This window comes from Brachybacterium sp. SGAir0954 (assembly GCF_005490785.1).
GTDB classification, from domain to species: Bacteria; Actinomycetota; Actinomycetes; order Actinomycetales; family Dermabacteraceae; genus Brachybacterium; species Brachybacterium rhamnosum.
Genome location: NZ_CP027295.1, coordinates 2,974,989 through 2,987,026, shown reverse-complemented (window position 1 = coordinate 2,987,026; position 12,038 = coordinate 2,974,989). Strand labels below are relative to the sequence as shown.

Here is a 12,038-nt window from a genome sequence, read left to right as displayed (position 1 = left end):
TCCAGGCAGCTGAAGGAGGTCCGAGATGTTCCTCGGGACCTTCACGCCCAAGCTCGATGAGAAGGGCCGCTTGATCTTCCCCGCGAAGTTCCGTGACGACCTCGCCGGAGGACTGGTCATGACTCGCGGTCAGGAGCACTGCATCGCCGTGTACCCGATCGGGGAGTTCCGCCAGAAGCTCGAGGAGGCCCGTCGGGCGCCCACCACCGATCGGCGCACCCGCGACTACCTGCGAGTGCTGCTGTCCGGAGCGGAGGACGTCATCCCGGACAAGCAGGGCCGCATCACCATCCCGGGCCATCTGCGCACCTACGCGGAGCTGGATCGGGAATGCGCGGTGATCGGTGCGCTCGACCGGCTCGAGATCTGGTCCCTCCCGGCGTGGGAGACCTATCTCGAGCAGAAGGAGGAGGGCTTCGCGCAGACCGCGGAAGAGGTGGTTCCCGGCCTGTTCTGAGGTGGCCCCCACGGACCTCCGTCCTGCGAGACCTCTCGTCGTTCCCGCCCCGAAACAACTTCCCCGGTGGCGGGTCGGGAACGACGGGGCATCTGGCCGGACGGCCTCCGGGCCCACGCATCAGCCGGCAGTCAGCACGAGAGACACGAGAGCATGAAGGGGAGGGCAGCCATGGACAGCCACAGCGCGCCGGCCGACGACCGCCACGTCCCCGTCCTCCTGGACACCTGTGTCGAGCTCCTCGCCCCCGCGCTCGCCGTCGACGGCGCCGTGCACGTCGACGCGACCCTCGGCATGGCCGGCCACGCGATCGCCGTCCTCGACGCCGCACCCGGCGCGCGGCTCGTCGGCATCGACCGCGACCCGCAGGCGCTCGAGCTGGCCCGCGAGCGGATCGCCCGGGCCGGGCACGCCGAACAGGCGACCCTCGTCCACGCGACCTACGACGAGATCCCGGCGGTCCTCGCCGACCTCGGCATCCCCGCGGTGCAGGGCGTGATCATGGACCTCGGGCTCTCGAGCTTCCAGATCGACACCGCCGAGCGCGGCTTCTCCTACGCGGCGGACGCCCCGCTGGACATGCGGATGGACACCTCCTCCGACGGCCCCACCGCCGCGGACCTCCTCGCGGAGCTGCCCGAGGCGGAGATCGCCCGGATCCTCCACGAGCTGGGTGACGAGCGGTTCGGCCGTCGGATCGCCCGTCGGATCGTCGAGCAGCGGGAGACCGAGCCGCTCACCCGCAGCGGCGAGCTCGTGGCCCTGCTCGAGAAGGCGATCCCGGCGGCATCGAAGGCGAGCGGCGGCCATCCCGCCAAGCGCACCTTCCAGGCGCTGCGGATCGCCGTGAACGAGGAGCTCGAGATCCTCACCCGCGCGATCGACGGGGCCCTCGACTCCCTCGCTGTGGGCGGCCGGATCGTCGTGGAGTCCTACCACTCGGGGGAGGACCGCCTCGTGAAGACGGCGTTCGGCCGTCGGACCCGCTCGAGCGCGCCCCCCGGGTTCCCGGTCGAGCTCGACGAGCACAAGCCCACCTTCTCCCCGCTGGTCCGCGGCGCCCTCCAGGCCGACGAGACCGAGCGGGAGCACAACTCCCGCGCCGCCAGCGTCCGGCTGCGCGCCCTCACCCGCACCCGTCCCGACCACGGAGCACACTGACATGGCAAGCACCACCGCCGTCCGCGCCGCCGCGGTCCGACCCGCCCGCACCGCACCCCGCCCCGCGTCCGCCCCGCGCCCGCGGCTGACGATCCTCTCGAGGCCCCGCACCGCCGGCAGCCCGCTGCCGTTCACGGCGCTGTGCACGCTCATCGTCGTGGCGACCCTCGCGACGCTGCTCTACCTCAACATCCAGATGTCGGACACGAGCTACGAGATCACCCGCCTGCAGTCGCAGTCGCAGAGCCTCACGCAGGAGAAGCAGGCGCTCGCCGAGACGAACGAGCGCCTGGGCACCCCGCAGGAGCTCGAGCGGCAGGCCCGCGAGCTCGGCATGGTCCCCGTGAGCGAGCCCGCCTACATCGACCTCTCCACGGGGAAGGTGCTCGGGGAGAGCACGCCGACCGCGGGTGACGCGGCCGTCGCCGACACGCCGTCCGCCTCCTCCGCGGTGCCCCCCGCCGAGATCTACGATCAGCCCAGCAGCTATCACGGCATGGGCAACGAGGGGGACTGATCGTGGCCACGTCCCGTCGGACCGATCGACGCACGCGGACGTCCCGACCGCGCCTTCCCGCGGCCCAGGTGGGCACACCGGCCGTCCGGCACCGCCTCGTGCTCAGCATGATCATGGTGGCGGTGCTGGCGCTGTCCGGCCGCCTGCTGTGGGTGCAGGGCCTCGACGCGAGCGCGCGGGCCCAGGAGGCCATCGACGCCCGCACCACGACCCGCACCATCCCCGCGCTGCGCGGTGACATCACCGACCGCGACGGCACCGTCCTCGCGAGCTCGGTGGAGCGCTTCGACCTCTGGGTCAACCAGCGTCAGGTGAGCACCTACCAGCAGGACGACAAGGAGGCCGTGGCCGCCGGTGACACCGGCGTGAAGGCCGCCGCCGCGGATCTCGCCCCGGTGCTCGGCTGGACCGTCGAGGACACCGAGAAGGCGCTCACGGGGGACAAGGGCTTCAAGTACCTCCAGAAGAACGTCGAGCCGGCCGTGCGCAACGCCGTCATCGCGCTCAAGATCCCGGGCCTCGGCGCGGACCGCGTCGCGGACCGCCTCTACCCGGCGGGCTCCGTGGGCGGCAACGTGCTCGGGTTCGTCGGCGCGGACGGCGCCCCGCTCGCCGGTGCGGAGCTCTCCTACGACGACCTGCTCGCCGGCACCAACGGCAAGACGACCTACGAGCGCGGCGCGGGCGGCCAGATCATCCCCACCGCGACGCAGTCCACCACCGCGGCCGTGGACGGCTCCGACCTCGTGCTCACCCTGGACCGCGACCTCCAGTGGAAGGCGCAGGAGATCATCGCCTCCGCCGTGGACCAGTGGGGCGCGACCGCCGGCAGCATCGTCATCCTCGACGCCCACACCGGCGAGGTGCTGACCCTCGCCGAGGCGCCCACCTACGATCCCAACAGCCCCGAGGCGGACTCCTACCTGGGCAACCGCACGGTCTCGGACGTCTACGAGCCGGGCTCCACCGGCAAGCTGTTCACCCTCGCCGCCGCCCTCGAGGAGGGCACGGTCGACATGGACAGCCAGTACACCGTGCCCTACACGATGTCCTTCAACGGGGAGCGCATCAAGGACTCCCACTCCCATCCCACCCAGAAGCTGACGCTCGCGGGCGTGCTCAAGAACAGCTCGAACGTGGGCACCGTGCAGATCTCCGAGACGCTCTCCGACCAGACCCGCTACGACTACCTCAAGGCCTTCGGCCTGGGGGAGACGACGGGCGTCGGGCTGCCCGGCGAGTCCAAGGGCATCGTCCACGACCCGTCGGACTGGACCGGCCGCACCAAGTACACGACCGCCTTCGGCCAGGGCTACGCCGTGACCGCGCTCCAGATGGTCTCCGCGATCAGCACCTTCGCCAACGACGGCGTGCGCGTGCAGCCGCAGATCGTCAAGGGCGTGAAGGAGGAGGACGGCAGCGTGCGCTCACTCGGCGAGCCCACGCAGACCCGCGTCGTCTCCTCGGAGACCTCGCAGAAGATCCTCGAGCTCATGGACAACAACGTCGTGGACGACGGCAAGACCAACGGCGACGTGCCCGGCTACGCCGTCGCCGCGAAGTCCGGCACCGCCCAGGTGCCCGGGGAGAACGGCGGCATCACCTACACCGCCTCCTTCATCGGCACCGCCCCTGCCGACGATCCCGACATCGTCATCGGCGTGACCCTGTTCGGGCTGAACTCCTTCATCTCCGGCACCACGGCGGCCGCCCCCGCCTTCTCGCAGATCATGGCCTACACGCTGCAGAACCAGGGGATCGCGCCGACGGGCAAGCCCGGCCGCGAGCTGGAGAACGAGTGGTGAGCGCCCCCGTCCCCGAGCCCGCCCGCCCCCGCAGCCCGCGCGGTCTCGGCGCCCCGGAGCTCGCCCGCGCCCTCCACGCCGCGCTGCCCGCGGAGGCCGAGGGGAGCGTCCTCACGGGTGTCACCCTCGACTCCCGCTCCGTGCAGCCCGGTGACCTCTACTGCGCCCTGCCCGGCGCCGTGACCCATGGGGCGCGCTTCGCCGCCCAGGCCGCGGCCGCCGGCGCGCTGCTCGCGCTCACCGACCCCACCGGCGCCGAGGACTGCGCCCGGGCCGCCCTGCCCGCGCTCGTGGTCGACGACCCCCGCCGCGACACGGCCCGCGCCGCCGCGCTCGTGCTCGGCGACCCCGCCGAGCAGCTGGGCACGATCGGCGTGACCGGTACGAACGGCAAGACCTCCGTCACCACGATCCTCACCGGCGCACTCCGCCACCTGGGCCGCAGCGCCGGGGTCGTCGGCACCTCCGGCACGAGCTACCGCGACGCCCGCGGCGGGGACCACGCGATCGGCACCGTCCGCACGACGCCCGAGGCCCCCGAGCTCCACGGCCTCCTCGCCCGGATGGTCGAGGACGGCGTCGAGGTGGCTGCGATGGAGATCTCCTCCCATGCGATGGTGCTGCACCGCGCGGACGGCGTGGTGCTCGACGCGGCCTGCTTCACCAACCTCAGCCAGGACCACCTGGACTTCCATCCCACGATGGAGGACTACTTCGCTGCGAAGGCGATGCTGTTCACCCCCGAGCACGCCCGCCTCGGCGTGGTGTGCGTGGACGACGACTGGGGCCGCCGCCTCGCGGACTCGGCCCCGATCCCGGTGACGACCTACTCGGCGACGGGCCGGCCGGCGGACCACCAGGTGCGGGACATCCGCGCCGAGGGCTTCGGCAGCGAGTTCACCGTCGTCTCCGCAGCGGGGGAGCGCACGCTCCGCGCGGCCCTTCCCGGCGTGCACTACGTCGCCAATACCCTCGCCGCCGCCCTGCTGCTCGAGGCCGTCGGGATCGCCGGCCCGGAGGTCGACGCCGCTCTCGCGGAGGCCGGCACCGTCCCCGGGCGCATGGAGCTCGTCGCCGAGCGGCCCGTGCGCGGGGTCGTCGACTACTCGCACACCCCCGACGCGCTCGAGAAGGCCCTCGCGACCCTCCGCACCGTCCCCGGCACGCGGCACCTGATCGCCGTGATGGGCGCCGGCGGGGACCGCGACCGCGGCAAGCGCCCGCTCATGGGCGAGGTCGCCGCCCGACTGGCCGACGTGGTGATCATCACCGACGACAACCCCCGCTCCGAGGACCCCGCGGCGATCCGCGGCGAGGTCGCCGGAGGCGTCCCCGCCTCGACGAGCGCGCAGGTCCACGAGGTGGACGGCCGCGGCGAGGCGATCGCGCTCGCAGCGCGCCTCGCGGACGTGGGCGACACCATCCTCGTGGCCGGCAAGGGGGCGGAGTCCGGTCAGACGATCGGCGGTATCGTCCATCCGTTCGACGATCGTGCCGTGCTGCGCGACGCCCTCGCCGCTCGAGGCGCGTCGACGCGGACGGACCAGGACGGAGAAGGCTGAGCATGCTCGAGACCACCTCCCGCGACATCGCGGGCATCACCGGGGGCCGCCTCGTGGGCGGGGCGACCGGCGAGGAGACGGTCACCGGCGAGGCCCGGATCGACTCCCGCGAGGTCGCCGCCGGCGACCTCTTCGCCGCCTTCGACGGCGAGCACGTCGACGGCCACGGCTTCCTCGCCCGTGCGCACTCCGCCGGCGCCGCGCTGTCCCTCGTCTCCCGGGAGACCGACGGCGAGCAGTCCGTGCCCGCCGTGCTCGTCCCGGACGTCGGCGAGGCGCTCTCGGCCCTCGCTCGCGCCCAGCTCGAGCGCTCCCGCGCCGAGCGCGATGACCTCGTGGTGCTCGCGATCACCGGCAGCGCCGGCAAGACCAGCACCAAGGACCTCCTGCGCCGAATGCTCGGGACCGCCGGTGAGGTCGTCGCGACCCATGCGAGCCTCAACAACGAGCTGGGCCTGCCGCTCACGGTGCTCCGACTCACCCCGACCACGCGCTTCCTCGTGCTCGAGATGGGCGCGCGCGGCATCGGCCACCTCACGCACCTCACCGGGATCGCCCGGCCCGACGTCTCCCTCGTGCTGAACGTGGGCAGCGCCCACCTCGGCGAGTTCGGCGGGGTCGAGAACATCGCCGTCGCCAAGGGCGAGCTCGTCGAGGCCCTCGCGCCCGAGGGGCGCGCCGTGCTGAACGCCGAGGACCCGCGCGTCGCCGCCATGGCCGCCCGCAGCCAGGCCCCCGTGACCACCTGGGGCTTCGCCTCCGGTGACGTGCGCGGCGCCGCGCTCGGCCTCGACGAGGACGCCCGCATCAGCTTCACCCTCGAGGTGCCGGAGGGGCTCACCCGCCTGGACGGCTCGACCGTCCCCGCCGGATCCTTCCCGGTCCGGCCCGACCTCCTCGGCGAGCACCAGGCCGCGAACGTCCTCGCCGCGCTCACCGGCGCGCTCGTCGCCGGCGCCGATCCGGCCGCGGCGACCGCCGCCCTCGATGGCGCGCGCCTGGACTCCGGCCAGCGGATGGAGGTCCATCGCGCTGGCGGGGCCATGATCATCGACGACGCCTACAACGCGAACCCCGACTCCATGCGGCAGGCGCTCAAGACGCTCGCGCACCTCGGTCGCGGGCACCGCACGATCGCCGTCCTCGGCGAGATGCTCGAGCTCGGCCCGGACGGCGTGCGCCTGCACGACGAGATCGGCCGGCTCGTGGTGCGCCTGAACATCAGCCAGCTGTACGTGGTCGGGGACGGCGCCGCCGCGATCCATCACGGCGCGAGCCTCGAGGGCAGCTTCGGCGGGGAGTCGGAGTACCTGGACACGGTCGAGGAGGCCATCGCTGTGCTAGAACGGGAGGTGGCGCCCGGTGACGTGGTGCTGCTGAAGTCGTCCCGGGACGCCGGCCTGCGCCGGATCACCCCGCCCCTGCTCGATCACCTCGCGCAGCCCGTCCACGGAGGAGTCCAGGAATGATCGCGATCATCATCGCGGGGGCCCTCGGTCTGGCGCTCTCCGGCCTCGGCACCCCGCTGTACATCAAGCTGCTCGTCAAGCGCGGCTACGGCCAGTTCATCCGTGACGACGGCCCCACCTCGCACGCCACGAAGCGCGGGACCCCCACGATGGGCGGCGTGGCGATCATCCTCGCGACGCTGCTCGCCTACGGGATCACCCACCTCGTGCTGTGGACCAGCCCCTCCATCACCGTCGGCCTCGTGCTGCTGCTCATGGTGGGCCTCGGGATCGTCGGCTTCCTCGACGACTACATCAAGATCTCCCGCCAGCGGAGCCTGGGCCTCACCGCCCGCGCGAAGCTCATCGGCCAGTTCGTCGTCGCGACCGGCTTCGCGGTGCTCGCGCTGCTGTTCGCGGACTCCGACGGCAACGCCCCCGCCTCCTCGGCGATCTCCTTCGTCCGGGACATCCCCTGGCTGGACCTCGCCTTCGGCGGCACCGTCGTCGGCTTCATCCTCTTCGCGATCTGGGCGAACTTCCTGGTCGCCGCCTGGTCCAACGGGGTGAACCTCACCGACGGCCTCGACGGCCTCGCGAGCGGCGCGACGATCATGTTCACCGCCGCGTACCTGATCATCTCGTTCTGGCAGTGGCGCCAGGTGTGCAACGTCGACCTCGAGGCCGGCGGCCTCGTGCACTGCTACGGCGCCCGCGACCCGCTGGACACGGCGGTGCTGTGCGCGGCGATCATCGGTGCGCTCGTCGGCTTCCTGTGGTGGAACACCTCGCCCGCGAAGATCTTCATGGGCGACACCGGCTCCCTCGCCCTGGGCGGTGCCCTCGCCGGCCTGACGATCGTCACCCGCACCGAGATCCTCGGCGCGATCATCGGCGGCCTCTTCGTCATCATCTCGCTGTCCGTGATCATCCAGGTCACGAGCTTCAAGCTCACCGGGAAGCGCGTGTTCCGCATGGCACCGCTGCAGCACCACTTCGAGCTCAAGGGCTGGAACGAGGTGACGATCGTGGTCCGCTTCTGGATCGTGGCCGGCATCCTCGCGGGCGTGGGCCTCGGGATCTTCTACCTCGACGCGCTGCCGGGGCTCGCCTCGTGACCGCCCTGCCCGCCGTCGAGGACCGCCCCTGGCCCGGCCTCGACGTCAGCGGTGTGCGCGTGCTCGTCGCCGGCTTCGGGGTCTCCGGCTACGCGGTCGCGGACCAGACCATGCAGCGCGGCGCCCAGGTGCTCGTCGTGGACGGGAAGGACACCGAGGAGGTGCGCGAGCGCGCCCGCATCCTCGAGGTCCTCGGCGTCGAGGTGCGCCTCGGCGCGGAGCACACCACGGCGCTGCCCGCCGATCGCGAGATCGATCTCGTCGTCACCTCACCCGGCTGGCGCCCCGAGCAGCCGCTGCTCGCCGCGGCCGCCGCGGCCGGCATCCCCGTGTGGAGCGAGATCGAGCTCGCCCGCCGCATGCAGGCGGAGGGCGGCCCCGCGTGGCTCGGCATCACCGGCACCAACGGCAAGACCACCACGGTCACGATGCTCGAGTCGATCCTCCAGGCCGCCGGCCTGCGCGCGGTCGCCTGCGGGAACGTGGGCCTCCCGGTCATCGAGGCGGCGCTGGACCCCGAGGGCTTCGACGTGCTCGCCCTCGAGCTCTCGAGCTTCCAGCTGCACTGGACGGAGCACCTCGACTGCGAGGCCGCGACGATCCTCAACGTGAGCGACGACCACCTCGACTGGCACGGAGGCGCCGAGGCCTACGCCCGCGCCAAGGGCCGCATCTACGACCAGGTGCGCACCGCCTGCGTGTACTCCGTCGCCGATCCCGTGACGCTGCAGCTCGTGGAGGACGCGGACGTCGTCGACGGCGCCCGCGCGATCGGCGTGACCCTCGGTGCCCCCGGGCCCTCGGAGCTCGGCGTCGTCGACGGGCTGCTCGTGGACCGCGCCTTCGTGGAGAACCGACGCACCCACGCCGCGGAGCTCGCCTCCCTCGAGGATCTCGCGCACCTGGGCGCGCACGGCGCACCGCCGCACGTGGTGCTCGACGCCCTGCACGCCGCGGCCCTCGCGCGCGCCCACGGGGTGCCCGCCCACGCTGTGCGCGACGGCCTGCGCGCCTACCGCCTGGGCCGGCACCGCGCGGAGACGATCGCCCGGGTCGACGACGTGGTCTACGTCGACGACACGAAGGCGACGAACCCTGCGGCGGCGCAGGCCTCCCTCGCCGCCGCCGAGCGGATCGTCTGGATCGCGGGCGGCGACACCAAGGGGGCCGACGTCGACGCGCTCGTGTCCCGCGCCGCATCGCGGCTCGTGGGCGCGGTGCTGCTGGGCCGTGACGCGACCCCCTTCCTCGAGGCCCTCGCCCGACACGCGCCCGAGGTCCCCGTGGTCCGCGTCGAGGCGGGTGACACTGGAGCCGTCGCCGCTCGCGAGCGCCTCATGGGGGAGGCGGTGGGACACGCCCATCGCCTCGCCTCCGCCGGGGACGTCGTGCTGCTGGCGCCCGCCGCCGCCTCCATCGACCAGTTCCGTGACTACGCGGAGCGGGGGGATCTCTTCGCGGCGGCCGTGTCCCGACTGCCAGGAGAGCACCGATGACCATGCAGGAGTCACGTCGCTCCACGCGGGTCGTGCGCCCCGACGAGGAGCAGCCGCTCGGCAGCATCGGCTCCCGCGTCAAGGAGGGCGTGGGCAGCTGGCTGAAGTCCCCGGCCCTCGACTTCTACGGCCTGATCGTGGTGGGCGCGCTGCTCATCGGGGTCGGCCTCGTGATGGTGCTGTCCTCCTCGGCCGTCATCAACATCTCCAAGGGACTGTCCGGCTACGCGGGCCTGTTCCGCCAGGGCACCTTCGCGATCCTCGGACTCGTGGTGCTCGTCGTCGCCGCGCTGCTCCCGCCCTCCTTCTTCCGGAGGGCGGCCTGGCCGCTGCTGTTCCTGGGGCTCGTGCTGCAGTCGCTCGTGCACACGCCGCTCGGCATCGGCAAGGACGGCAACACGAACTGGATCCTCATCGGCGGGCAGACCCTCCAGCCCTCGGAGTTCCTCAAGCTCGCCCTCGCCGTGTGGCTCGGCGCGGTGCTCTCGACCAAGCAGAAGCTGCTCAACCAGCCCTTCCACCTCGCGATCCCGATGGTGCCCGGCGTGATCGCCGCCCTGGGTCTCGTGCTCTCCGGCCATGACCTGGGCACCGCCCTGGTCATGGCGATGCTCGTCGCCGGCGCAGTCTGGGTCTCCGGGGCACCGCGGCGCTGGTTCGCCCTCGCCGCGGGCCTGGGCCTCGTCGGCGTGCTCGCGCTGACGTTCACGAGCGCGAACCGCATGCACCGCATCGGCAACTGGCTCACCGGCACCTGCGAGAACGACAGCTGCTACCAGTCCGACCAGGGCCTCGCCGCCCTCGCGGGAGGCGGCTGGTGGGGCGTCGGCATCGGCGAGTCCCGCCAGAAGTGGGGCCTGCTGCCTGCCGCACAGGACGACTACATCTTCGCGATCATCGGCGAGGAGCTGGGCCTGATCGGTACGCTCGGCGTGCTCGCGCTGTTCACCGCGCTCGCCCTGTTCATGTTCCGCATGATCACCCGCATCGACGACCGCTTCCAGCAGATCACCGTGGCCGGCATCAGCTGCTGGCTGCTCGGCCAGGCCTTCGTCAACATGATGGTGGTGACCGGACTGCTGCCCGTGCTGGGTGTGCCGCTGCCGTTCATCTCCTCGGGCGGCTCCGCGCTCATCGCCTCCATGGCCGCGCTCGGCGTGCTGATCTCCTTCGCCCGCCGCGAGCCCGGGGCGGCCGAGGCGATCAGCGCCCGGATCGGCGTGGTGCGCCGCTCCACGAGCGTGCTCCCCGCCCCGCGTGATGCGAGAGCGGGCACCTCGCGCCGCGGCCGCCGCGGCACGGGCCGCGGCGGGTCCACCCGCACCTCCCGCTCCGATGCGGGCTCCCGTCCCCGACCCCGGAAGGGCTCCCGATGACCCGCGCACCCCGCGTGCTCCTCGCCGGCGGTGGCAGCGCCGGCCACGTCTCCCCGCTGCTCGCGACCGCCGCGCAGATCGCCGAGCAGAGCCCGGAGGCCGAGATCCTCGTCCTCGGCACGGCCGACGGCCTCGAGGCGGATCTCGTCCCCGCCGCGGGCCTCGAGCTCGCCACGATCGAGAAGGTGCCCTTCCCGCGCCGCCCGAACGGCGCCGCGCTGCGCTTCCCCGGCCGCTTCTCCGGCACCCTCCGGCGCGTCCGCGCGCTCATGGAGGAGCGGGGGACGGACGTCGTCGTCGGGTTCGGCGGCTACGTCTGCCCGCCCGCCTACCTCGCGGCCGCCCGCTCGCGGGTGCCGCTCGTCGTGCACGAGGCGAACCGCCGACCGGGCCTCGCGAACCGCCTGGGCGCCCGTCGCGCCGCCGCCGTGCTCACGGCCTTCCCCGGATCGACCCTGCCCGGCGCCCGCCGCATCGGCATGCCCATGCGCGAGGGCATCGCCCACCTGGACCGCGCCGCGCACCGCGCCGGGGCGCGGGAGCGGCTGGGCCTGGACCTCGAGCGCCCCTCCCTGCTCGTCACGGGAGGGTCCCTCGGCGCCCAGCGGCTGAACGAGCAGGTCTCCGCCGCCGCGCAGGACGTGCTCGACGCCGGTGGGCAGATCCTCCACGTGACCGGCAAGGGCAAGACCGCCGGCCTCCAGGAGCGGCCCGGGTACCGCGTCCTCGAGTACGTCTCCGCGATGGAGGACGCCTACGCCGCCGTGGACCTCGCCCTCACCCGCTCCGGTGCGGGCACCGTCAGCGAGCTCACGGCCGTGGGCCTGCCCTCCGTGCTCGTGCCGCTGCCGATCGGCAACGGGGAGCAGGCGCTCAACGGCGAGGACGTCGTCGCCGCCTGCGGGGCTCTCATGGTCCCCGACGCGCAGCTCGACGCCGCGTACCTGCGCGAGCAGGTGCTGCCCCTGCTCCTGGACCGGGACCGGCTCTCGACCATGGCCGAGGCTGCGCGCCGCTTCGGCATCACCGATGCCGCCGAGGTGCTCGCGGAGATCGTGATCAGCACCGCACGCCGCGCCTGAACGGCGGCCCGCGCGG

Annotated in this window: 10 protein-coding genes; all 10 read left to right on the top strand. The window is 73.1% G+C overall.

From position 1 onward, the window contains the following. Positions 1–25: 25 nt before the first annotated feature. Positions 26–457: a division/cell wall cluster transcriptional repressor MraZ gene (gene mraZ, locus C1N80_RS13400; protein WP_137771227.1), complete on the top strand. Its 432-nt coding sequence runs from the start codon at positions 26–28 to the stop codon at positions 455–457. Between the two features lie 171 nt (positions 458–628). Continuing rightward, positions 629–1,618, top strand: a complete 990-nt coding sequence (gene rsmH, locus C1N80_RS13395; protein ID WP_137771226.1) for a 16S rRNA (cytosine(1402)-N(4))-methyltransferase RsmH — start codon at positions 629–631, stop codon at positions 1,616–1,618. A 1-nt stretch (position 1,619) separates the two neighbouring features. Then, the gene (locus tag C1N80_RS13390; protein WP_137771225.1) at positions 1,620–2,135 is read left to right on the top strand and encodes a septum formation initiator family protein; all 516 of its coding nucleotides are present in this window, start codon (positions 1,620–1,622) and stop codon (positions 2,133–2,135) included. A 113-nt stretch (positions 2,136–2,248) separates the two neighbouring features. Next, entirely contained in the window at positions 2,249–3,940 is a 1,692-nt protein-coding gene (locus tag C1N80_RS13385) for a penicillin-binding protein 2 (protein ID WP_240811313.1), read from the top strand. Then, a complete protein-coding gene (locus tag C1N80_RS13380; RefSeq protein ID WP_137771224.1) occupies positions 3,934–5,502 on the top strand; it encodes a UDP-N-acetylmuramoyl-L-alanyl-D-glutamate--2,6-diaminopimelate ligase in 1,569 nt (522 codons plus the stop codon). The genes C1N80_RS13385 and C1N80_RS13380 overlap by 7 nt, the downstream gene beginning before the upstream one ends. Before the next feature lie 2 nt (positions 5,503–5,504). Then, positions 5,505–6,971, top strand: coding sequence for a UDP-N-acetylmuramoyl-tripeptide--D-alanyl-D-alanine ligase (gene murF, locus C1N80_RS13375; protein WP_137771223.1), 1,467 nt, complete (start codon positions 5,505–5,507; stop codon positions 6,969–6,971). Beyond that, on the top strand, positions 6,968–8,068 hold the full coding sequence (mraY, locus tag C1N80_RS13370) for a phospho-N-acetylmuramoyl-pentapeptide-transferase (RefSeq protein ID WP_137771222.1): 1,101 nt from the start codon (positions 6,968–6,970) through the stop codon (positions 8,066–8,068). The genes murF and mraY overlap by 4 nt, the downstream gene beginning before the upstream one ends. After that, entirely contained in the window at positions 8,065–9,564 is a 1,500-nt protein-coding gene (murD, locus tag C1N80_RS13365) for a UDP-N-acetylmuramoyl-L-alanine--D-glutamate ligase (protein ID WP_137771221.1), read from the top strand. Before mraY ends, murD begins: the two co-directional genes overlap by 4 nt. After that, the gene (gene ftsW, locus C1N80_RS13360; RefSeq protein WP_137771220.1) at positions 9,561–10,940 is read left to right on the top strand and encodes a putative lipid II flippase FtsW; all 1,380 of its coding nucleotides are present in this window, start codon (positions 9,561–9,563) and stop codon (positions 10,938–10,940) included. The genes murD and ftsW overlap by 4 nt, the downstream gene beginning before the upstream one ends. Continuing rightward, positions 10,937–12,022, top strand: a complete 1,086-nt coding sequence (gene murG, locus C1N80_RS13355; protein WP_137771219.1) for an undecaprenyldiphospho-muramoylpentapeptide beta-N-acetylglucosaminyltransferase — start codon at positions 10,937–10,939, stop codon at positions 12,020–12,022. Before ftsW ends, murG begins: the two co-directional genes overlap by 4 nt. Positions 12,023–12,038 lie beyond the last annotated feature (16 nt).